The following is a 22,484-nucleotide window of genomic DNA, read 5'->3' on the forward strand; positions in this document are numbered from 1 at the left end:
CCGATGAGTTCCGCCGGGCGCCCTCGTCTAATGGAGTATGCGCAAAGTCATCTACTCGATGCTCATCTCCCTCGACGGCTACGTGGAGGCGCCCGGCGCGGACATCAGCTGGAGCGAGCCCGACGAAGAAGTGCACGCCTTCATCAACGACATGGCCCGCGACATCAGCGGCGCCCTGTACGGCCGGCGGCTCTACGAGAACATGTCGGCCTACTGGCCCACCGCCGACGCCCGCCCGGACGCGCCGGCCATCGAGGTGGACTTCGCCAGGATCTGGCGGGCCATGCCGAAATACGTCTTCTCCGCCACCCTCGACAAGGTCGACTGGAACAGCACGCTCGTCACCGGCGACGTCGAGACCGAGGTTCGTGCGCTCAAGGCGCAGGAAGGCGGCCTCCTGGAGGTCGGCGGGGCCACGCTGGCGCACAGCCTGCTGCGGCTCGGCCTGATCGACGAGCTCCGGATCTTCATCCACCCGCTGCTCCTCGGCCGGGGCAAGCCGTTCTTCCCCGAGCTCGACGCCTGGGTGCGGACACGGCTGATCGAGACCCGGGCGTTCCCGTCCGGAATCGTCTACTTGCGCTACGGAGTAGAGTCCGGCACGTGACGGTGAGCCCTTGCGCGGCTCGCGGAAATCGTCAACTCTTAGGAAGGTTTCCTATCAGTTGAAGGAAGTGACCAGGTGCGCGGAACGCAAGTCGTGGCGGCCCTGCTCCTCCTGCTGACCGTGGCCTGCGGTCCCGCCGAGTCCACGCAGGCCCCGGTCAACGCCGAGGACGTGATGTTCGTGCAGATGATGGTGCAGCATCACCGTCAGGGCATCGAGATCGCCAAAGTGGGCACCGCCCGCGCCACCACGCCGCAGGTCAAGACGCTGACCGCGGCCATCGAGAGCACGCAGCAGAGCGAGGTCGAGCGGATGCTGCGCTGGCTGCACGACTGGGACCAGCCGCTCACCCCCGCCACGGGCGGGCACGACCACCACGGCGGCATGCCGGAGACCGACGTTCAGCGGATCCAGGCGCTGAAGAAGTCGAAGAACTTCGAGTACGACCTGCTCAACCTGCTCGTCGCGCACCAGGACGACGCCGTCCAGATGGCCGCGGGAGAGGTGTCGGGCGGGTCCAACCCCACGGTCCAGGAGTGGGCGGCGCAGGTGCAGTCCTCCCGCAAGGCGCAGATCGCCATGATGCTGGACCTGCTCAAGCGCTGACCCGCCCAAGGCTCAAGCGGTGACCTTCTTGACGAAGTCGCGCAGCGCCTGCGCGTAACGGAGCCGGTCGAAGTACGCGCGCACGCCGGGCGCGAGCGTGCCCAGCCGTACCTTGGTCACCTCGCGGACGACCGTGTCACCGGCGGCCGAGGCGACCGGGCCCAGCGTGGCGTTGCCGTCGCGCCAGGTCAGCCGGTACGTGCCGGGCGCCCCGTGTCCGATCCGCCCTTCAGCGTCACCTTCGACCCGTCGAAGGCCAGCACCTCCAGCGGGTACGAGCTGTCATGCGACGGATCGAGGACCATGCCCGAGTATTACCAACCGGCCCCGCCGACGCCGGCCACGGCTAAGAACAGGACGACGGCCGCGCCCCACACCATCACACGCCTCATGGGGCGAAAGCTACTCTCCTCATAGACGCCCTTGGGAATAAGTGATTAGATCACTTGATATGTCCGAGGTAACGCGGCCCACGCTGTCCGACGCTCTGACCGAGCGCATGCTGGAGCTCATCCGTACAGGGGGGCACCGGCCGGGCGACAGGCTGCCCTCGACCAGGGAGCTCTCCCAGCGTTTCGCCGTCACCACCCCGACACTGCGCGAGGCGCTACGCAGGCTTGAGGCCACCGGGGCCATCGAGATGCGGCACGGCTCCGGCATCTACGTCGGGGCCGACATCGAGCGGCTGGTCCTGCCCAACCCGAACATGCGCGAGATCCACGCCGCCCAGCTCCTGGAGCTGCTCGGCGCGCGGATCGTCATCGAGCCGCCGCTGGCCGCGCTGGCCGCGGAGCACGCCGGCGGCGAAGAGCTGTCGGCGTTGCAGCGGGTGCTCGACGAGGCGGGCAGGCATCTGCGCGGTGAGGACGCCGAGCTGCACGACGCGAACATGACCTTCCACCGGGCGACCGCCCGGATGGCGGGCAACAGCGTGCTGAACGAGGTCGTCGACTCGCTGCTCACGGTCCACGGACCCGAGCAGCGCGAGATCCTGCAGATCTTCGACGACCGGCGCCGCGATTACGAGGAGCACCTGGCGATCCTGGAGGCCATCGAAGCACGCGACGCGGCGCAGGCCGAGTCACGCATGCGGGCCCACCTGGTCGACGTGAAGACCGTTATAGAGCACAGGTTGCAATCCCCCCGATGAGAACCAAGGAGGCCGGCCCATGTTCCGGTCACGTGTGGCCACGCTCGGCGTGGCGGCGCTCGTCCTGACCGCCTGCGGTGGAAACGGCGCGGAGGCGCCGCAGAAGAAGACCGAGCTGACGCTGTACAACGACAAGGGTGCGTGGACGAAGTACTTCGATGAGATGGGTGCGCTGTCCAAGCAGAGCATCGGCCTGAACATGAAGCCGACGGGCTATACCGACTCGGCCCAGTATCAGGCGTTCATCAAGGCCTCGTTCCGCACCAACGTCAAACCGGACCTGTTCACCTGGCAGACCGGGGGGATGCTTGAGGAGATCGTCAAGCAGAAACAGGTGGCCGACACCACGGCCATCTGGCAGGAGGCCATCAAGGCCGGCGACCTGTCCCAGGATCTCGCCCCCTATTACACGATCGGCGGCAAGCAGTACTGCGTGCCGATGAACGTCGCCTACTGGGGCATGTTCTACAACAAGAAGATCTTCGACAAGTACGGCCTCCAGCCGCCGGCCACGTGGGACGACCTGATCAAGGTGGCCGACACGCTGAAGAAGAACGGCGTGAAGGCCTTCTACCACACCAGCGTGCTGTTCTCCTTCGTCTGGTTCGAGCAGCTCATGGCCGGCACCGACCCCGACCTGTACGACCGCCTGGCCACCGGCAAGGCCAAGTACACCGACCCGGGCGTGGTCCAGGTGATGGAGAAGTGGAAGTCGCTCATCGACGCCGGCTACTTCATCAACCCCGGTGACAAGACCGACCCGGGCGACGTGCTGAAGAACGGCAAGGCGGCGATGGTCTCCTTCGGCACCTGGTTCAACACCAGCATGACCTCGCGGGACATGAAGGCGGGCACCGACTACGGCTTCTTCACGATCCCCAACGTCAACGCCTCCTTGCCCAAGACCTCGATGATCTTCGAGAGCGGCCCGCTGTGCTCGCTGACCAAGGCCGCCGATCCTGACGCCAGCATGAAGTACCTCAAGTGGTGGACGACCTCGCAGGCCCAGGAGAAGTGGTCGGCGAGCAGGGGCGACGTGAGCGCCAACCCCAAGGTGAGCAGCCAGGACGAGGTGCTCGGCACGGTCACCAAGGACGCGGGTGGCGGCAAGTATCGCCTGGTCAACCGCTACTTCGAGGCCACGCCGCCGCCCGTGCTGACGGCCGCGCTCGACGGCTTCAGCAAGTTCGTGACCGAGCCTGGCACGTACAAGGAGGTCCTGGAGACCATCCAGAAGGCGGCCGACGAGTACTGGAGCACGCACCAGTGAGGCGAGGGAGCCCGCCTCGTGGAGTGAGGCCATGAACACCCGTACGCCGATGCTGGGGCGGTTCAGGTACGGATATGTCGCCCCGGCGGCGCTGCTCGTCGCCGGGTTGCTGTACGCCCCGTTCCTGTGGACGGCCTACCTGAGCCTGACCCGCTACGACGGGCTGGAGCCGCCGGTCTTCATCGGCCTGCGCAACTTCGTCAAGCTGTTCGACGACCCGGCGCTGCTCACCTCCACCCGCAACACGCTGATCTGGGTCGTCGGCACCATGGTGCTGCCGGTCGGGCTCGGCCTGCTGGTCGCGGTGCTGTCCTACGACATCAAGGGCGGCATGTGGTTCCGCGTGCCGTTCATGCTGCCGTACGCGCTGAGCGGCGCGGGCCTGGCCATGGTGTGGAGCCCGATCCTGTCCCACGACGGCATCGCGAACCTGCTGCTCGGCGTGGACACCGCGTTCTTGCAGGAGGCGCCGGCCAACACGATCGCGATGCTGCTGGTCTGGACGTGGCAGCAGCTCGGCGTCAACACGCTGCTGTTCGTGGTGGGCCTGCAGTCCATCCCGAAGGAGCCGATCGAGGCGGCCAGGCTCGACGGGGCCTCGGGGTGGGGGCTGTTCAGGCACGTCATCTGGCCCCTGATGCGCCCGCTGACCGCCGTCGTGGTCGGGCTCGCGCTGGTGGCCAGCCTGAAGACGTTCGACATCGTGTGGGTCCTGACGCAGGGCGGCCCGGGGCGCAACTCCGAGACGCTGGCGGTGACGATGTACAAGGACACCTTCGTGGCCAGCGACTACGGCTACGGCTCGGCGGTCGCGGTGATGCTGACCGTCGTCACGGGGCTGGCGTCCTACCTCTACCTCAAGAGGCAGGTGAACGCCACGTGATCAGGCGTGCCGTGCTCGTCGTGCTCGGGCTGATCTGGCTCGGGCCGACCTACCTGCTGCTCGTCAACGCCTCCAGGCCGGCGAGCTCGTACGACCCGGGCCGCGCGTGGGTGCCCTCCGGCGACTTCGCGCTCTTCGACAACTTCGCGAAGGCGCTGGAAAGCGCGAACCTGACGCAGAGCCTGGCCAGCACCGCCCTCTACAGCGTCGTCTCCCCGCTGCTCGGCGTGCTCATCGGCGCGCTGGCCGGGTACACGATCGTGGTGCTGCGGCTGCGCGGTGGTTTCTGGTGGTTCCTGCTGATCTTCGGCGGCACCATCTTCCCCTCGCAGATGCTGCTCGTGCCGCTGTTCGTCGGCTACAGCGACGCCGGCCTGTACGACAGCCGCTTCGGCATGATCCTTCTCTACACCGCGATCAACGTGCCGCTGGCCGCCTTCGTGCTGCGCAACTTCTACACCGGCGTGGCCTTCTCGATCTTCGAGGCGGCCCGGATGGACGGCGCCTCCACCTGGCGGATCTTCTGGGGGATCTACCTGCCGATCTCGCTGAGCGCGCTGACCGCCGTGTTCATCCTCGAGTTCACCTTCATCTGGAACGACCTCATCTTCGGCCTGACCCTCACGCAGACCGAGGACGTACGGCCGGTGATGACCGCCATCGCCGGCCTCATGACCGACGTCTACGCGGGGACCCCGGTGCCCGTCGGCCTGGCCGCGGGCCTCGTGGTCTCGCTGCCGACCGTCCTGTTGTTCCTCGCCACCCAGCGCCTCTTCGCCAGGGGCCTGTCTCTAGGGAGTGTTTGATGACGAGCCGGTTGCTCCAGCGGAGCCTGGGGAGCCCCGACTACGACGGGATCCGGCAGGCGCTGCGCGACGACACCTCGACGCCCGTGATCAGCGTGCGCGGCCTGGAGGTGCGGGTCGCGGTGCTGCCGCTGTTCACCCATGACGGCCGCCAGGCGGTCAGGGTGTCGAGCACCGAGCCGCTGACGCACGTGCTGGTGGGCGTGGACAGCGCCTCGGGCAGCGACGTGACGCTGCTGGTGCCCGAGGTGGACGCGCCGCGCGCGTTCACGCTGGAGTGCCGCGACGACGCGGGCGTGGTCGGCACCGCCCAGGTCACGGTGACGCCGCAGCGCAAGTGGAGCGTGTTCGTGGTGCACCACTCGCACCTGGACATCGGCTACACCGATCCGCAGGGCACGGTGCTGCGCCACCACCTCGACTACCTCGACGCGGCGCTGCGGCTGGCGGAGGAGACCGCGTCCTGGCCGGACGACGCCAAGTTCAGGTGGTCGGTCGAGTCGTCGATGCCCGCGCTGAAGTGGCTCGACGCGCGGCCGGCCGAGATGGTCGAGTCGTTCGCCGCGCGGGCCCGCGAGGGCGTGATCGAGGTGACCGCGCTGCCGTTCCAGCTGCACACCGAGGCGTGCTCGACCGAGGAGCTCTACCGTCAGCTCCGCTTCACCACCCAGCTCCAGGAGCGCTACGGCTTCGCCACCAAGTCGGCCATGCACACCGACGTGCCGGGCGCGGTCGTCGGCCTGGTGGACGCGCTCAACTCGGCGGGTGTTCGCTACCTGGCCGCGGCGCACAACTGGGCCGGGCGCTCGGTGCCCTACCTGCACGGCGGCGACAAGCTGACCAGGCCGTTCCGCTGGCGGGCGCCCAGCGGGAACGAGGTCATCGTGTGGTTCACCGACACGCCGCACGGGATGGCGTACATGGAGGGCAACACGGTCGGGCTGACCGACTCCTACGAGCTGGCCGACGACCTGCTGCCGCGTTACCTGTCGGCGCTGGCCACGCGGGGCTACCCGTACGGGCCCGGGACGTTCGGCTGGCAGGGGCCGGACGCGCCGCGGGAGCCGTACGAGCTGGATGTGCTGCACCTGCGGGTGCAGGGCGCGCACGCCGACAACGCGGGCCCCTCGATCGTGCCCGCCTCGATCGCCCGCCGGTGGAACGAGCAGTGGGCCTACCCGCGCCTGCGCTCGGCCGTGAACAGCGACTTCTTCGAGCACGTCGAGGAGCGCTACCACGACCGGCTGGCCGTGCACGAGGGCGACTGGACCGACTGGTGGGCCGACGGGCTGGGCTCGGGCGCGCGCCCGCTCGGCTACGTGCGGCGGGCGCAGTCCGCGCTGCGGATCGCCGAGACGCTGCACACGCTCGCCGGCGCGGACGCCACCGAGCAGATCGACCTGGCCTACGACAAGGTGGCGCTGTTCAACGAGCACACCTGGGGCGCGGCCAACCCGTGGGAGGACGCCGAGGAGGCGGGCGACTCCGGGGGCCTGCAGTGGACGCGCAAGTCGTCAGGGGCCTACTCCGCCCAGGACGACGCGGCCGACCTGCTGCACGCCGCGACCCGCAGGTTCGCCGCCGCGCTGTCGGAGTCCGGCACCGAGGGCGGGGCGCTGGCCTCGTTCGCCGTCTTCAACCCGGGCACCTGGGCGCGGACCGACATCGTGCGGGCCTTCCTGCCGCGGGACGTGGTGGGCGTGGACGTGCCGATCGCGCTGGTCGACTCGCGCAGCGGGGAGACGATCCCGCACCACGAGGAGTTCGTGGACCCGGTGGACTGGCCGACCCGGCCGATCGGGCGGCACATCCACGCGATCGTCCAGGACCTTCCCGGCTTCGCCTACGCGCGCGTCGACGTCGTCCCCGGCCAGAGCCAGGCCCCGGAGCCGGTCGAGCTCGATCTGGGCGGCGTGATCGAGAACGAGTTCTACCGCGTGGCGTACGACGTCCGCGAGGGCTACATCAGCTCCGTCTTCGACAAGAAGGCGGGCAGGGAGCTGGTCAACGGCGAGGCCGCCGCGGGCTTCGGCCAGTACGTCTACGACCAGTACGCCACCGCGCCCCACTTCAACCACCTGTCGGGACACGTGGGCGCGCACGACCGCACGCTGCTCGGCGACCGGGCCATCGGCAAGCACGCGACCATCGTCAAGGCCCAGCGCACGGCCGTCGGCGAGAAGCTGGTCGTGGAGCTGCAGGGCAAGGGCGTCGACTGGCTGCGCACGACGATCGAGCTGCACCACGGCGTGCCCAGGGTGGACCTGACCTACCAGCTCGCCAAGCAGGGGACCCCGGCCAAGGAGGCGGTCTTCCTGGCCTTCCCGTTCGCCGCGGGCGCGGCCACCGCCTGGGAGCTGACCGGCGGCGTCGGCGGCCCCGGCGTGGCCAGGGTGCCGGGCTCGGCCGAGTACATGCTGCCGATCAGGCACTGGATCGCGTTCGAGGACCCGGAGCTGACCATCGCGTGGGCCACGCTGGAGGCGCCGCTGGTCCAGCTCGGCACCATCCACATGCCGTACGCGCCGTTCCCGCCCACGCTGGAGCAGGAGGACGGCACGGTCTACTCGTGGGCGCTCAACAACATCTGGGACACCAACTTCCCCGCGCAGCAGCAGGGCGAGACCACCTTCCGGTACTCGGTCGTCTCGGAGGCGGGCGCGCAGGGCAGGCGCCTGGGCGCGGCGGCGGCCGCCGGGCTGACCGAGCCGTTCGTCGGCGCCCTGATCAGCGACAGCCCCGCGGTCACCGAGTCGTACGTGTCCGTCGATCACCCCGACGTGCTCGTCACGTCGATCGGGCAGGCCGGCGGCGAGCGGGTCGTGCGGCTGCAGTCGCTGGCCGCCGAGCCGGTCGAGGCGACCGTGCGGCTGCCCGGGCTGCGCTCGGCCAGGGTGAGCGCCGGGCTGGCGCGCGGCCTGGAGCCGCTGGAGGTCACCGGGGAATCGGTCAAGGTCCGGCTGCCCGCCTGTGGCGTGGCCGCCGTTTGGGGGACGTGCTCGTGAAGATCGTTGACATCCGGGCCACGACGGTCGCGGTCCCGCTCGAAGCGCCGCTGCGGCACAGCAACGGCGCTCACTGGGGCAGGTTCGTCCGCACGATCGTCGAGGTCGAGGCCGACAACGGGCTGGTCGGCCTGGGGGAGATGGGAGGAGGGGGAGAGAGCGCGGAGTCGGCGTTCCGCGCGCTGATGCCGTACCTGAAGGATCATGATCCTTTCCAGCTGGAGTCGCTGCGCTTCAAGATCGCGAACCCGACGGCCTCGCTCTACAACAACAGGACCCAGCTCCTGGCGGCCATCGAGTTCGCCTGCATCGACCTCATCGGGCAGCACCTGGGCGTGTCCGCGAGCGATCTGCTCGGCGGGCGGGTGCGCGACGCCGTGCCGTTCGCCTCGTACCTGTTCTTCCGCTACGCGGCCGAGGGGTACGCCGAGATCCGCACGCCCGATCAGCTCGTCGAGCACACCGCGCGGCTCAAGGCGGCGCACGGGTTCACCGTGCACAAGCTCAAGGGCGGGGTCTTCCCGCCGGACTACGAGCTGGAGTGCTACCGGGCGCTGGCCGAGGCGTTCCCGGACGACCGGCTCAGGTACGACCCGAACGCCGTCCTGTCGGTCGCCGAGGGGCTGCGCTTCGGCCGGGCCATCGAAGGGCTGAACAACGACTACCTGGAGGACCCCGTCTGGGGGCTCGAAGGGCTCAGGATCGTCCGCGAGCAGGTCAAGGTGCCGCTGGCGACGAACACGGTCGTGGTCAACTTCGAGCAGCTCGCCTCGAACGTGCTGCGCAGGGGCGCCGACGTGGTGCTGCTGGACACGACGTTCTGGGGCGGCATCAGGCCGTGCATCAAGGCGGCGGGGGTGTGCGAGACGTTCCAGCTCGGGGTGGCCGTGCACTCGTCGGGCGAGCTCGGCATCCAGCTCGCGACCATGCTGCACCTGGGCGCGGTGCTGCCGAACCTCACCTACTCCGCCGACGCGCACTACCACCAGCTCCGCGACGACGTGATCGAGGGCGGCAAGCTGGCCTACAAGGACGGCGCCATCGCCGTCCCGGAGGGGCCAGGGCTGGGCGTGCGGCTGGACCGGGAGAAGGTCGCCCGCTACGCCGAGCTCTATCGCGAGATGGGCGGCTATCCCTACGATCGCGACCCCGGGCGGCCCGGCTGGTACGCCACCGTCCCGAACGAGCGCTTCGCCGACCCGACCGTGTCCTTGGAAATCGCACCATAATTGGGCGATATGTCTGAAGCAACACAACCTGCCCCGCCCGCGGACAACCTCGTCACCACGTCGCACACCCTGCCGTCCGGCCAGGCGTACACCGCGACGACCGGCACCATGGTGCTGCGCGAGGAGGTCATCACCGACGGCAAGTTCGACGGCCTGCGCCCCAAGGCCGAGATGTTCATCACGGCGTACACGCTCGACGGGGCCGAGCCGCTGAGCAGGCCGGTGACGTTCGCGTTCAACGGCGGGCCCGGCTCGTCGAGCGTGTGGCTGCACCTGGGCGTGCTCGGCCCGCGCCGGGTCGTCATGGGGGACGCGGGCTCGCTCCTGCCTCCCCCTTACGGGCTGGCCGACAACGAGGAGAGCCTGCTGAGCGTGAGCGACCTGGTCTTCATCGACCCGGTCTCCACGGGCTTCTCGCGGGCGGCCGAGGGGGAGAAGGCGGAGCCGTACCACGGCTTCACCGGCGACCTGGAGTCCGTCGGAGAGGTCATCAGGTTGTGGACCACCAGGAACGGGCGGTGGATGTCGCCGAAGTTCCTGGCGGGGGAGTCGTACGGGACCGTCAGGGCGGCCGGGCTGGCCGACCACCTGCAGTCGCGCTACGGCATGTTCCTCAACGGCGTGATGCTGATCTCCTCGATCCTCGACTTCGGGACCGTGCGGTTCAACCAGGGCAACGACCTGTCCTACTCCCTCTATTTGCCGACTTATGCGGCTATCGCGCACTATCACGGGCTGCACGGCGACCGGCCGCTGGCCGACGTGCTGCGCGAGGCCGAGGCGTACGCCGAGCGCGACTACCCGTGGGCGCTGGCCCGCGGCACCCGCCTCACCCCCGAGGAGCGCTCGGCCGCGGTGGCCAGGGTGGCCGGGCTGACGGGGCTCGGCGAGGACTACGTGGACCGGGTGAACCTGCGGATCGAGCACCAGCGCTTCTTCACCGAGGTGCTGCGCCCGCGCCGCCAGACGGTCGGGCGCCTGGACGGCCGCTTCACCGGCTGGGAGCCCGACGCGGCAGGCGAGCGCCTCTCCGCCGACCCCAGCATGAACGCGATCATGGGGCCCTACAGCGCCGCGCTCAACCACTATCTGCGCACGGAGCTGGGCTACGCCAACGACCTGCCCTACGAGGTGCTCACCTCGCGGGTGCAGCCGTGGTCGTACAAGGAGTTCGAGGGCGCGCACGTGACCGTGGTCGGCAAGCTGGGCAACGCCATGCGCGCCAACCGGCACCTGCGCGTGCACGTCGCCTGCGGCTACCACGACGGCGCGACGCCGTACTACGCGGCGGAGCACGCCTTCGCGCACCTGCCGGTGCCCGCGGAGCTGGCGGCCAACGTCGAGTTCAAGTACTACGAGGCCGGCCACATGATGTACGTCCACGAGCCCAGCAGGCTGCGCCAGTCAGCGGATCTTGCCGCCTTCGTCGCCGGCCGCGAGGCGTGACAGCTCCTCGTCCTCGGCCGAGAGGTGTGAGGCACGGCTCAGGCGCTGCTTGAGGTTCGCGCGGAGCGCGGCGAAGCGGTCGGGGTTGTCGCGGATGACGGCCCGCTGCAACGCCGCGTCGGCCGCGTACCAGGTGGCCACCAGGCCCGACGACCACTTGCACGTCGTGTCGGCGAGCGCGGTCTGCTTCTCCTCCTCGCTCACCGCCGGCTTGTCCAGATCCCAGCGGCCGTCGGCGATGGCCGCCTCGGGCGAGGGGTAGGACAGCCCGGCCTGGCTCATGCACGACTGCCAGCGCTTGACGGCCCCGGTCACGGACGAGTCCTTCGCGGCCTGTTCCAGCGTGAGCGAGTCCTGCAGGTTCAGCCACGGCCAATCGGCCTTCGGCGCACCCCTGTCCAGGAAGTGCGTCGCGCGGTCGAGGCAGCCGCGGTCGGCGGCGGTGCCGTACAGGCGGTGGCGGGTGCGCTTGGGCAGCTTGCCGGCCCAGGCGCCGGTCGTGTCAGGAGAGGGCGGCCTGGCCAGGTGGTAGCCGTAGCGCCTGGCCGCCTCGGTGTCCGCGACGCCGTAGCGGCGGGAGTTGCCGGGATCGATCGCGGCGAGGGCGTCCGGTTCCTCGGCGGGCGGTGCGAGGGTGATGCCCTGCTTGCGCATGCATCGCACGACGAGGCTGTTGTGGGCGTTGCCCAGGACGGCCCGCTGCTCGGGAGTGGTCTTGTAGGCGTCGAACGGCAGCACCAGCTCCGACACCGAGGCGACGCCCTTCGCGGGCGTCCGGGGTGCGGGGTCTGCCGTGGCGCAGGCCGTGCACATCAGCAGGACGGACACCAGCCCGGGAATGAGCGGGGCTGACGTCGGCCGGGCGGGCGGCACGGATGCGCCTGTGCTGTGCCCGCGCCAGCCGGTTTCCGGCGGCCAAGCCCGGAAACCGGCACTACCGGTAGTGCTCAGCGGCACCAGATGTCGATCGCGCTGGTGCGGTTGTTACCGATGGCGTTGTTCGCCAGGAAACCGTCGTTCGAGTTGTGCGTGAACGTGCTGTGGGCGCCCGTGTAGCCCGCGTGCTGCCACAGGGTGGCGCTGCAGCCGACCCGGTTCCTGACCGAGCTGGTCTCGTTGTTCATGCTGTGCCAGCTGTTGCTGAAGTCCCAGTTCAGCCAGTTGTTGTCCTCCAGGTTGGAGTCGTCCTGGACGAAGTCGCGCCAGTGGTCGACCTGGCCGCGGTTGTAGTCGAAGCCGGCGTACAGACAGACTCGACCTCCGTAGCAGGTCGAGCGGGGGCTGGCCACCGCGGCGGTGGCGGGGGCGACCACGGTGAACATCGCGGCAGCGGCGATGAAACCGGCGGCCTTTCTGGATAGCCTCACAGGTCTCTCCTCGATCGGTTCGTCGTTTCGACCTCGTAACTTAGCGTGCCGAATCGAATACGAGTCGTCATGACTCGCCGATCCCATAAGGGCTTCCCGCCCGGGAAGAGGGTCGCGTGCCCCGGCTCGCAGATACACTCGTATCAGCCCTGTGACCTGGGTGTTCGCCGCGTTGACGCAACTGTTGCCAGCTCGGGTGGGCGGGAGGAGGAACCCGTGGGGTGCGCTCGACCTACTCGGGGAGCGCCGCCGGATTCTGCGCGAGCAGACCGCCGTCCACGCGGTGCTCGGCTCCGGTGATGAACGACGAGCGCGGCCCCGCCAGGAATGCCACCAGTTCGGCCACTTCTTCTGGGCGGCCGACCCGGCCCAGCGGATGCGAGCGGCCCCACTGCTGGATCTGCTCCTCCTGCGACAGGTCGCCCCGCCACAGGTCCGCCGCCCAGCGCAGCATGGGGGTGTCCACCGAGCCCGGGCAGACCACGTTCACCCGGATGCCGTCGGAGGCGTGGTCGAGCGCCATGGCCCTGGTCAGGCCGTTGAGCGCGGCCTTGCTCGCGGTGTAGGCCGCCACCTGCGCCTGCGAGGAGAATGCCTGCACCGACGACATGATCACGATCGAGCCGCCGCCGCGGGCCCTGAGCCTGGGCACGGCCGCCTTGCAGGCGAGGAAGACGCCCTTGAGGTTGACGTCGAGCACCTCGTCCCAGACCTCTTCAGGCGTGTCCTCGACCGTGCCGTAGCGCTGCACGCCCGCGCAGGTCACCACGATGTCGAGCCCGCCGTACCTGGTCACGGCCAGGTCCACCAGGTCGCGCATGTCGCCCGCGCGGCGTACGTCGGCGATCACGCCGGTGACGTGCTCGCTGTCGAGCTCCGCCGCCTTATCGACGCCGCAGAACACCACGGACGCGCCGCCGGCGGCCAGCCGGTCGACCACCGCCCGCCCGATGCCCATCGAGCCACCCGTGACCAGCGCCACCTTGCCTGCGAACTCGCCACTCACGCCATAACCTCCGCGCGCAACTTCAACACCTTCGTCTCGTGCGGGCCCAATGTCAGAGCCGTCCCGTTGGCCACCGCGGCGGCCAGACCGTCGGTCGGCATGCTGGAGAACGGTTCGAGCCCCACCGTGTAAGCCCGTCCCCACCAGGGATAATCTGTGGACGCGCCGAGCTCCTGCCACATCCACAGGTACGGCAGCACGGTCGCGTCCCACATCACCCGAATACCGATATCCCCCGAAATTTCGTACCAACCCTCGTTAAAGCCGGTCAGGTAGACGATGTCGCTCGGCGACCCCGGCTCCTGCACCACGCTCAGATCCGTCTCGCCGCCGCCGTCCGCGGGCACGACCGGCCACGACCAGGGGCCGCCGGCCGCGACCCGGCGCCCGGCCGGGTTGATCGCGCTCTCGTGCGGGACCACGGTGACGCCGTCCGGCAGCCGGATCGTGGCCCCAGGGCGCAGGAACGGGCGCCCGTACACGATGTGCTGGCCCCACATGGCGTGCAGCGGGACGGGGGAGTCGTTCGTGGCCCGCCCCTCGATCTCCAGCGCCGCCGTGCCGGACCTCAGCCTGAAGACCTTCTCCATCCGGTACGGCAGCCGCCGCGTCCGCACGCTCAGCCGGATCGCGACCTCCGACTCGGAGTCCGCCACGACCTCGTACTCCCACGGCAGGCCGGCGACCTCCCCGTGCTGGGCCAGCCGCGCGCCGCGATATTCGCTCGGCGCGCCGCCGCTCGGGAAGATCTCCTGCCAGCCGCCCTCGTAGTGGTCGATGAACTGGGCGACGTCGTCGGCCGCGCCCTGGAGGTGGTCGTGCGGGTCGCGCAGGCCCTGCGGGGAGAGCCAGACGAAGTCCGTGTCGGTGGGCTTGTACAGGAACTCCACCACGTCGCCGCCCTTGTCCGGCACGACGGTCACGCGCAGCCGCTCGTTCTCCAGGACGACCGCCCGCAGCCCGCCGATCGTGACGTGCCGCAGGCGCGCCGCCCAGTTACGCCTCACCCGAAGGTCACATCCAGGAATCGGGGCCGGTAGATGGACACGTCGCGGTAGTGGTCGGTGTTCACGAAACTGTTGACGTTGTATGAGACGACCAGCCCGTTGCCCGCGACCTCAGGATGCGCGTGGGCGTTGTAGGTGAAGATGTTCCCGCTGGTCTCGGGGGTCGTGTAGACGTGCTGCTTGCCGGTGAACGGGCCGAAGGGCGAGCAGGAGGAGTAGGCCACGATGTTCGGGCTCAGCACCTCGGTCGTGTCATGCGTGATCAGGACATATCCGGATCCGACGCGGCTCACGCTGTACTCGTTCGCGACCCCGCTCATCACCCGGACCGAGTCCGTCTCGGTCGGCGACCAGGTGCCGTCGGCCTTGAGGTACTCCCACTTGCCCAGCAGGCTCTGCCCCTTGACCCTGGCGATGTGCATGTACTTGGGGGAGCCGAGGTCCTCGACGCCGTAGACGTAGGTGTAGGCGCCGTCCTTGAGCGTTCCCGAGGCCCAGGCGATGCCGGCCCCCGACGGCAGGTCGTGCACGCTGATCGGCCGTTCGAGCCGGCCGGGCGCGAACCTGGCCACCACGTTCCGGTGCCAGCGCCAGTCCCAGGCGCCGGTGCCGTAGCGCTCGTACTCCTGGTAGGTCACCTCGACGATCCCGCCGGCCAGCGTCGCGTCGCCGGCCCAGTACCAGTGGGTCGAGTCGCGCGGCGGCATGACGGCGGTCGGCTTCGCGGTCGTGCCGTCGTGGATCGTGGACAGCCGGCCGTCGCGCTCGACGGCGAAGGAGTTGTTCAGGAAGACCGTCGTCCCGCCCTCCTCGACCACGGGGGGCCGCGAGCCGTCGGAGTTCACCTGGCCGAGGAAGGTGTCGGAGAACACCCACAGCTCCTTGCCGCTGGGCAGCTTGAGCGAGTAGGTGCCGTCGGCGCCCGTCCAGTCGTCCAGGCGGCTGTTGTCGTTGCCGTAGTTGGTGAACAGGCTGGTCAGGCGGGCGTCGGTGGTGGTGCTCTTGACGGTCGGGGCGCACGCGGCGGCGGCCGTGGCCGGTGACTGCTGCTGCTGGGCCACCGAGGGCACCGGTTTGGGCGGTGCCGCCCAGGCCTGCTGCGGCACGGCCGTCAGGCCGGCCAGCGCGATGGCCAAGGGTGCTAGGGCGGAGCGGAATCGCGTCATCACTGTGTCCTAGGGGTGGGGGGTTCCCTACAGTTCTAGTCATTAGATCACTTGCTGTCTAGAGTTCCTGTGAGCACACGCCGCGGTTAGGGTGAAGATCGCGAACCTCGCAAAGTGGACGGATGTGGAAATGTCATCTGATGCCCCCGTTACCCGCAGAGGGCTGCTGAAGCTGGGCGCCGGAGTCGCCGCGACCGCCGCGCTGGCCGCCGCCGAGCCCGCGTCAGCCGCTGTTTCCAGAGCTGAGGGCCGGTTCGAGCTGACCGCGCCCGCGACCTCGCTGATCTGGAAGAAGGCCCTGTACGACGAGACCGTCCTGCAGTCGTTCACGATCGACAACGCGCACGGCCACATCTACACGATCCAGGTCAAGAACGGCGCCGGCTCCGACGCCGCGGGCCACCTGTGCGTGACCAAGCTCAGCCTGACCGGCACGGTCCTCGGCCACATGTACCTGATGGGCTTCGGCCACGGCGTCCAGATCGGGGTCGAGCCGTCGGGCGCCTCCGCCTACCTGTGGACGGAGACCGACGGCATCAGCGACGGCGCGACCTCGCGGGGCTCCAAGCTGGCCAGGTTCAAGTTCACCGACGGCCAGACGCTGACCACGTCGTCCTCGGCGCTCGCCAAGTATTCGCTGGTCGCGGGCGCGACCAACACCACATGCGCGATCGACCCCTCGACCAACCGGCTTGTCATGCGCTACGTCGACGGGAGCGCGTTCCGCATCGCGGCGTACGAGCTGGCCTCGGTCACGGCGGGCGCGCCCCAGAAGCTGTACGACATCGCCCAGCCGACCGGTCTGGGCACCTTCCAGGGCTACGCGGCCTATGGGAACTTCGTCTACCTCCTCACCGGCAACTCCTACGACCTCAGCCCGCCGCCGGGCAACACCTACCTCACCTGCCTGGACCTGCGTACGGGCGAGCAGGTCCAGCGGGCGCACAGCGTGGCGGGCCAGTCGCTGGACTTCCGCGAGCCCGAGGGCATGGCCGTCCAGATCGTCTCGGGCGCCCCTCGCCTGTGTCTCGGCCTGGCCTCGGGCGTCGCGGGAGCGCGCAAGGCCAGCATCTTCTACAAGTCCGAGCTCGTCTGAGACGGGGAAATCCGAGTGACCCGGCCCCGGCCGGGCGGATACCCTGCGAGCCGGGGTGGCGGAGGGATGAGTCGTGGGACATGTGGAGATCGGGCACCTGACATACGTGCTGCCCGACGGTCGGCCGTTGCTCAACGACGTGTCCTTCAGGATCGGTGAGGGCGTCAAGGCCGCGCTCGTCGGCCCCAACGGCGCGGGCAAGACCACCCTCATGCGGCTGGTCGCCGGTGACCTGCAGCCGGTCGAGGGCAGTGTGGCCAGCTCCGGCGGGCTGGGCGTGATGCGCCAGTTCATCGGCAGCGTGCGCGACGGGAGCAACCTGCGCGACCTGCTGCTCGGCGTCGCCCCTCCCGCGGTGCGGCAGGCGGCGGCCCGGCTCGACGACGCCGAGCTGGTCATGATGGAGCGCGACGACGAGAAGGCGCAGATGCGCTACGCGCAGGCCATCAGCGACTACACCGACGCCGGCGGCTACGACATCGAGGTGCTCTGGGACACCTGTACGGTCTCCGCGCTCGGCGTGCCGTACGAGAGCGTGAAATATCGCGACGTGTCCACGCTGTCGGGCGGCGAGCAGAAACGGCTGGTCCTGGAGGCCCTGCTGCGCGGCCCCGACCAGACGCTGCTGCTCGACGAGCCCGACAACTACCTCGACGTCCCCGGCAAGGAGTGGCTGGAGCAGCAGCTCAGAGAGACGCCCAAGACCGTCCTGCTGGTCAGCCACGACCGCCAGCTCCTGGCCAACGCCGCCGACCGGATCGTCACCGTCGAGTCGGGCAACATCTGGATCCACGGCGGCGGCTTCACCACCTACGCCGACGCCCGCAGGGCCCGCAACGAGCGGCTCGACGAGCTGCGCAGGCGCTGGGACGAGGAGCACGCCAAGATCAAGGCCCTGGTCAACATGCTGAAGAACAAGGCGCGCTACAACGACGGCATGGCCGCCGCCTACCACGCGGCCCAGACGCGGCTGCGCAAGTTCGAGGAGGCGGGGCCGCCCGAGGTGGCCCCGAGCGAGCAGAACATCAAGATGCGGCTCAAGGGCGGCCGCACCGGCAAGCGCGCGGTCATCTGCGAGGGCCTGGAGCTGACCGGGCTGATGCGGCCGTTCGACCTGGAGGTCTGGTACGCCGAGCGGGTCGCCGTGCTCGGCTCCAACGGCTCGGGCAAGTCCCACTTCCTGCGCCTGCTGGCCGGCGAGCAGATCGCGCACGCCGGCGTCGCCCGGCTGGGCGCCCGCGTGGTCGCCGGTCACTTCGCCCAGACCCACGCCCGGCCCGACCTGCTCGGGCGCACGCCGGTCGAGATCGTCATGACCGAGCACGCCAGGCTGAAGAACGAAGCCATGAAGACGCTGGCCCGCTACGAGCTGGCCGGGCTGGTCGCCGAGCAGCGCTTCGACACGCTCTCCGGCGGTCAGCAGGCGCGGCTGCAGATCCTCCTGCTGGAGCTGTCAGGGGCCACGTTGCTGCTGCTCGACGAGCCGACCGACAACCTTGACCTGGCCAGCGCGGAGGCGCTGCAGACCGGCCTCGACGCGTTCGACGGCACGGTCCTGGCGGTCACCCACGACCGCTGGTTCGCCGCGGACTTCGACCGCTACCTGGTCTTCGGCTCCGACGGCACGGTCTACGAGTCGCCCCAGCCGGTCTGGGACGAGGCCAGGGTCGTGCGGCCGCGTTGAGGATCATCCGTTAAAGAGTTGGTACGGCAGGCGCGTGTCACGTGCCTGCCCTGCTCATCTACGGGTTATCACGGCAAAGTGATCCCGCGTAGCCGAACCGTCAGCCTCCTCGCACTCGGGGCGATCTGCCTCGCCGGGTGCGCGAGCGAGGACCGCCCAGCCCAAGTGCTCAAGCCACTCGCTCTCAAGGAGCAGGTCTCGAACATCGTCAAGTCCTCCGACGGATACGCCGTCAACTGGGCGGGCGTGCTCAGCAACGCCAACCCGTGGCACTTCGGCGAGCACGTGGTGGCCACGATCGTCGGGCACGACGCCGCGGGCGCCGAGGTCGTCCGCATGGACCAGCCGCTCGACGCCGTGCCGCCGGGCGGCTCGCTGGCCTTCACCGGCCAGGCGAGCGCCGCCCAGAAGCCGGCCAAGGTGACGATCCAGTACCGTCCCGCGCAGTGGCGCCCGGCGGCCAGGATCGCCTCGGCCTTCCAGCGGTTCCCCATTTCACGTTCTCAGACATTGCGCCAAAAAGACGGCTCATACCTCATTACGGGATATGTCGGAAATCCGTATCAGGAAGCGGCCAGCAGCCTGGTCGTCAACGCCTTGCTGCGCGACAGCTCGGGCAAACTGCTCGGCGGCGGCAGCACGTTCGTGGACGACGTCAAGTCGGGCAGCCCGCCCAGGTTCATCCTCACGGTGACGGGATTGCCCACGGGTGCCAAGGTGGCCAAGACCGAGATCACCGCCAGGACCTGGGGATCGACCGGCCGGCCCTTCGAGGATCTGGCGCTCGGCGGCGCGATGCCGGTGCACACGGTCAAGCCCACGACCGAGCCGTTCGCGGTGGACCGGAGCACTCAGGTCGCTTCAGAACATAAACAGTAAAAGGCCGATATTTCGTGTCAACGGGGTGATTCTGGCCTTTTGTCCGTGCGGAAATCGGGCCCGCGACCCCGACAACCGATGCCATCGGCGTGAATGGGTGGAACTACTAGTTACCGATCCATTACCTTCAGTTACATGAACGACCGCGTCCTGGTAGAAGCACTCCGCGCCCGCGAGCAGGGGGCCCTCGCCGCGCTGTACGACGCGTACGCGGAGAGTGTCTACCGCTATTGCTGGTCCCTCCTGCTGAGCGCGGACGGCGCGCAGGTGGCGCTCCGCGACACGCTGATCGCCGCCGAGGCCCACGCGGGCGCGCTGTCCGACCCGGACAGGCTCCGCACCTGGCTGTACGCGCTGGCCCGCGTCGAGTGCCTGCGCCGCAGGGCCGCCGCGCCGCCGGGCGCGGCCGAGGCCCTGGCGGAGGCGCCGCCGCTGGACGACCCCGCCGACGCCGACCTGCGGACCATGGCCTGGAACGCCGTCCACGGCCTGCCCGTCGCCGAACGCGAGATCCTGGAGCTCTCCTACCGGCACGAGCTGCCCGGCCCTGAGCTCTCCCAGGTCCTCGGGATCCCGGCACGGCAGATCGAGCCCGTCCAGGACGCGGCCAGGGCGCGCCTGGCCGACGCGATCACCGCCGAGATCCTGGCCAGGAAGGGCTCCTACGACTGCCAGCCGCGGGCCCGCATCCTCGCCGGGTTCTCCGGGGAGCTGACCCAGGAGATGCGCGAGCACCTGGTCAGGCACATCGCGCGCTGCGAGACGTGCGCGCCGCACCGCAACCGCCAGGTGTCGGCCGCCAAGGTCTTCGAGCTGACGCCGGTCCCCGCGCTGCCCGACTCGCTGCGGATCAGGGTGATGAGCTGCTTCATCGACCCCGAGCTGCTGCCCTACCGCAGCTACGTCGCCCGGCGTACGGGCGCGCTCGGGGCCGCCGGGTTTCCCGTTTCATCGGACAAGGGCGCTCGGGCGTGGCCTCAGGCGCTGGCAGGCGCGCTGGCGGCGGTCGCGACCGTGGTGGCGATAGCGGTGATCTTCCAGCAGATCGGCCGCGACAACGGCGGCGCGTCGGGCATCGCGACGGCCGCGTTCCCGGCGACGGGCGAGCCGCCCGGCATCCGGCTGCCCTGGCAGGCCGAGCCGCAGGACGTCCCGCTGACCGTGGAGCCCGTCCTCGACAGCACGGCCACGCTGCCGCTCGGGGTGACCGGGTCGCCCGTCTCCGGGCCGCCCGCCGTCGTGCCCAGCCTCGCCCCCGCCGCCACGCCCGCCGGGTCCACCCCGGGCCCGCAGCCCCAGCCGACCCCACCGTCGCAGGAGCAGCCGGTGGACGACCCGCCGCACGCCGAGCCCCCGGCCGCCGAGCCTCCGCCGCCGCACAAGAAGCCCACCCACGAGAAGCCCACCCACAGGCCGCCACCCGCACCGACCCCGACGCCCACCCCCGCCCCCACTCCCACGCAGACCCCCACACCGACCACCACGCCGACCCAGACGGCCACTCCCACGCCCACGGAAGAACCCTCGGCAACCCCTACGGAGAGCGGCTAAGGGTATGACCTGCCCTGATTACGTTACGTATGGGAACTAGCGGGAATCGTGTGCATAGAGTAGCCATCCGTTTTCAGGGGGACCTATGCGCGCATTTGGGGCTGGAGTGCTCGCGTGCTGGCTGACGGTCGCCCTGTGCCCACCGGTCGAGGCGGAGCCCAGCCCGTCGGCTCGTGACGTGAAGAAGGCCCGACAGGTCGCACGGGACCGGTCGAAGGAGCTGGGCGCGACGAACGTGGAGCTGGCCACCGCGAAGTCGCGGCTGGACGAGCTGGCGGGCGAGGTGGAGCGGCTGGTCGAGGCGTACAACGGGGAGATGGTCCGGCTCCGCCACGCGGAGGAGCGCCACACGCAGGCCAGGACCCGCCTTGCGGCGGCCGACGCCCAGGCCGAGCTGGCGCGGCAGAGCGTCGCGCTGCTGGCGGCGGAGAGCTACCGCGGGCTCACGCCGATGCGGCCGGTCGTCGGGATGATGGTCGACGAGGGCGGCACCGACGGGTTCCTGCACCGGGCCGGCGTGCTCGGGCAGCTGTGGGACGAGCGCGCCGCGGTGCTCGCCAGGATGCGCGACGCCCAGGAGGTCGCCGCCATCCTGCGGGCGCAGGCCGCCAACGCCTACGCCGAGCAGCAGGCCGCCTCCGAACGGGCCAGACAGGCCAAGATCGCCGCTGAGGCCGCCGTGGCCAGGCAGCGGCGCGAGACGAGAGGGCTGCGGGCCCGTACCGAGGTCCTGGAGCGGCAGCTGGACGCGGCCCGCAGCCGCGCGGAGCGGCTGGCCAGGCAGCGGGCGGCGGCGCTGTCGCCGGCCGGCCTCACCGGCGGCTCCGCCATGGGAGACCTGGCCGCCAACTGGGCGCTCACGCAGCTCGGCAAGCCGTACGTGTGGGCGGCCGCAGGACCGGCGACCTACGACTGCTCAGGGCTCACCATGCGGGCCTGGGAGCAGGTGGGCGTGCGGCTGGACCACTGGACGGGCACCCAGTGGACCGCGGGCCCGCACGTGCCGACGGACCAGCTGCGCCGCGGCGACCTGCTGTTCTTCGGGCACGTCAGCGGCGACCCCGGGACCATCCACCACGTCGGGATCTACGTCGGACGCGGTCAGATGGTGCACGCGCCGCAGACCGGCGACGTGGTGCGGGTCGCCTCGATCTGGCGCGGGGACCTGGTGGGCGCCACCAGGCCCCGCTAGGGGCAGATCAGTGGTGGCCCTCGTCCTTCGCCCGGCGGAACGAGCGCTCGATCTCGGCCTCGGCCTCGATGCGCCCGACCCAGTTGGCGCCCTCGACGGACTTGCCGGGCTCCAGGTCCTTGTAGACCTCGAAGAAGTGCTGGATCTCCAGCCGGTCGAACTCCGACACGTGATGGATGTCCTGGATGTGATGCATCCTGGGGTCGGTGGAAGGCACGCAGAGGACCTTGTCGTCGCCGCCCTTCTCATCCGTCATCCGGAACATCCCCACCGCCCGGCACGTGATGTAGCAGCCGGGGAAGGTCGGCTCCTGCAGCAGCACGAGCGCGTCCAACGGGTCGCCGTCCTCACCGAGGGTGTGCTCGATGAATCCGTAGTCGGCGGGGTACTGCGTGGAGGTGAACAGGAGCCGGTCAAGCCTGATCTTCCCGGTCTCATGGTCCACTTCGTACTTGTTCCGTTGTCCCTTGGGAATCTCAACGACAACGTCGAACTCCACCGCGGTTCCTCCGCTCAGGCCCCCGGGCACCCCCG

The 22,484-nt window shown here is 69.8% G+C and carries 20 protein-coding genes; 14 read left to right on the forward strand and 6 right to left on the reverse strand.

Annotated features, from left to right (window positions below; genetic code table 11):
• Positions 1-37: 37 nt before the first annotated feature.
• The 9 genes from ABEA43_RS12145 to ABEA43_RS12185 all read left to right on the forward strand — a co-directional run bounded on the left by ABEA43_RS12145 (position 38) and on the right by ABEA43_RS12185 (position 11,002).
• Entirely contained in the window at positions 38-607 is a 570-nt protein-coding gene (locus ABEA43_RS12145; protein ID WP_345561184.1) for a dihydrofolate reductase family protein, read from the forward strand.
• A 75-nt stretch (positions 608-682) separates the two neighbouring features.
• Complete coding sequence (locus tag ABEA43_RS12150) at positions 683-1,213, forward strand: DUF305 domain-containing protein (protein WP_345561186.1); 531 nt, start codon at positions 683-685, stop codon at positions 1,211-1,213.
• A gap of 451 nt (positions 1,214-1,664) precedes the next feature.
• Positions 1,665-2,363 (forward strand): FadR/GntR family transcriptional regulator, encoded by a 699-nt coding sequence (locus tag ABEA43_RS12155; RefSeq protein WP_345561188.1) that lies wholly within the window; start codon positions 1,665-1,667, stop codon positions 2,361-2,363.
• A 19-nt stretch (positions 2,364-2,382) separates the two neighbouring features.
• On the forward strand, positions 2,383-3,633 hold the full coding sequence (locus ABEA43_RS12160; RefSeq protein ID WP_345561190.1) for an ABC transporter substrate-binding protein: 1,251 nt from the start codon (positions 2,383-2,385) through the stop codon (positions 3,631-3,633).
• Positions 3,634-3,664: 31 nt separating this feature from the next.
• Positions 3,665-4,516: a carbohydrate ABC transporter permease gene (locus ABEA43_RS12165; RefSeq protein WP_345561192.1), complete on the forward strand. Its 852-nt coding sequence runs from the start codon at positions 3,665-3,667 to the stop codon at positions 4,514-4,516.
• Positions 4,513-5,322 (forward strand): carbohydrate ABC transporter permease, encoded by an 810-nt coding sequence (locus ABEA43_RS12170; protein ID WP_345561194.1) that lies wholly within the window; start codon positions 4,513-4,515, stop codon positions 5,320-5,322. Before ABEA43_RS12165 ends, ABEA43_RS12170 begins: the two co-directional genes overlap by 4 nt.
• Positions 5,322-8,327, forward strand: a complete 3,006-nt coding sequence (locus tag ABEA43_RS12175) for a glycoside hydrolase family 38 N-terminal domain-containing protein (protein ID WP_345561196.1) — start codon at positions 5,322-5,324, stop codon at positions 8,325-8,327. The genes ABEA43_RS12170 and ABEA43_RS12175 overlap by 1 nt, the downstream gene beginning before the upstream one ends.
• The gene (locus ABEA43_RS12180) at positions 8,324-9,556 is read left to right on the forward strand and encodes an enolase C-terminal domain-like protein (protein ID WP_345561198.1); all 1,233 of its coding nucleotides are present in this window, start codon (positions 8,324-8,326) and stop codon (positions 9,554-9,556) included. Before ABEA43_RS12175 ends, ABEA43_RS12180 begins: the two co-directional genes overlap by 4 nt.
• A gap of 9 nt (positions 9,557-9,565) precedes the next feature.
• Positions 9,566-11,002, forward strand: a complete 1,437-nt coding sequence (locus tag ABEA43_RS12185; protein ID WP_345561200.1) for a S10 family peptidase — start codon at positions 9,566-9,568, stop codon at positions 11,000-11,002.
• Here the strand turns inward: ABEA43_RS12185 and ABEA43_RS12190 are convergent.
• The 5 genes from ABEA43_RS12190 to ABEA43_RS12210 form a co-directional block, all read right to left on the reverse strand.
• Entirely contained in the window at positions 10,961-11,830 is an 870-nt protein-coding gene (locus ABEA43_RS12190) for a hypothetical protein (RefSeq protein WP_345561201.1), read from the reverse strand. The two genes, ABEA43_RS12185 and ABEA43_RS12190, sit on opposite strands and share 42 nt — an antisense overlap.
• Before the next feature lie 119 nt (positions 11,831-11,949).
• Positions 11,950-12,369, reverse strand: a complete 420-nt coding sequence (locus ABEA43_RS12195) for a peptidase inhibitor family I36 protein (protein ID WP_345561202.1) — start codon at positions 12,367-12,369, stop codon at positions 11,950-11,952.
• A gap of 232 nt (positions 12,370-12,601) precedes the next feature.
• Positions 12,602-13,375, reverse strand: a complete 774-nt coding sequence (locus ABEA43_RS12200) for an SDR family NAD(P)-dependent oxidoreductase (protein ID WP_345561203.1) — start codon at positions 13,373-13,375, stop codon at positions 12,602-12,604.
• Complete coding sequence (locus ABEA43_RS12205; protein ID WP_345561204.1) at positions 13,372-14,382, reverse strand: DUF4432 family protein; 1,011 nt, start codon at positions 14,380-14,382, stop codon at positions 13,372-13,374. The genes ABEA43_RS12200 and ABEA43_RS12205 overlap by 4 nt, the downstream gene beginning before the upstream one ends.
• Entirely contained in the window at positions 14,379-15,548 is a 1,170-nt protein-coding gene (locus tag ABEA43_RS12210) for a glycoside hydrolase family 183 protein (protein WP_345561206.1), read from the reverse strand. Before ABEA43_RS12210 ends, ABEA43_RS12205 begins: the two co-directional genes overlap by 4 nt.
• A gap of 130 nt (positions 15,549-15,678) precedes the next feature.
• Here ABEA43_RS12210 and ABEA43_RS12215 point away from each other — a divergent pair, with 130 nt between their 5' ends.
• The 5 genes from ABEA43_RS12215 to ABEA43_RS12235 all read left to right on the forward strand — a co-directional run bounded on the left by ABEA43_RS12215 (position 15,679) and on the right by ABEA43_RS12235 (position 21,950).
• Positions 15,679-16,644: a phage baseplate protein gene (locus ABEA43_RS12215; RefSeq protein ID WP_345561207.1), complete on the forward strand. Its 966-nt coding sequence runs from the start codon at positions 15,679-15,681 to the stop codon at positions 16,642-16,644.
• A gap of 73 nt (positions 16,645-16,717) precedes the next feature.
• Entirely contained in the window at positions 16,718-18,328 is a 1,611-nt protein-coding gene (locus ABEA43_RS12220; protein WP_345561209.1) for an ABC-F family ATP-binding cassette domain-containing protein, read from the forward strand.
• Positions 18,329-18,493: 165 nt separating this feature from the next.
• Positions 18,494-19,207, forward strand: a complete 714-nt coding sequence (locus ABEA43_RS12225; RefSeq protein WP_345561211.1) for a hypothetical protein — start codon at positions 18,494-18,496, stop codon at positions 19,205-19,207.
• A 135-nt stretch (positions 19,208-19,342) separates the two neighbouring features.
• Positions 19,343-20,758 carry an RNA polymerase sigma factor gene (locus ABEA43_RS12230; protein ID WP_345561213.1) on the forward strand — a complete coding sequence of 472 codons (1,416 nt, stop codon included), beginning with the start codon at positions 19,343-19,345 and terminating at the stop codon, positions 20,756-20,758.
• A gap of 85 nt (positions 20,759-20,843) precedes the next feature.
• On the forward strand, positions 20,844-21,950 hold the full coding sequence (locus ABEA43_RS12235) for a C40 family peptidase (RefSeq protein WP_345561215.1): 1,107 nt from the start codon (positions 20,844-20,846) through the stop codon (positions 21,948-21,950).
• A 7-nt stretch (positions 21,951-21,957) separates the two neighbouring features.
• Here the strand turns inward: ABEA43_RS12235 and ABEA43_RS12240 are convergent, their stop codons facing one another.
• Entirely contained in the window at positions 21,958-22,449 is a 492-nt protein-coding gene (locus ABEA43_RS12240; protein ID WP_103957278.1) for an inorganic diphosphatase, read from the reverse strand.
• Positions 22,450-22,484: the final 35 nt, after the last annotated feature.

This window comes from Nonomuraea rosea, from assembly GCF_039539705.1.
In the GTDB taxonomy this organism is placed as follows: domain Bacteria; phylum Actinomycetota; class Actinomycetes; order Streptosporangiales; family Streptosporangiaceae; genus Nonomuraea; species Nonomuraea rosea.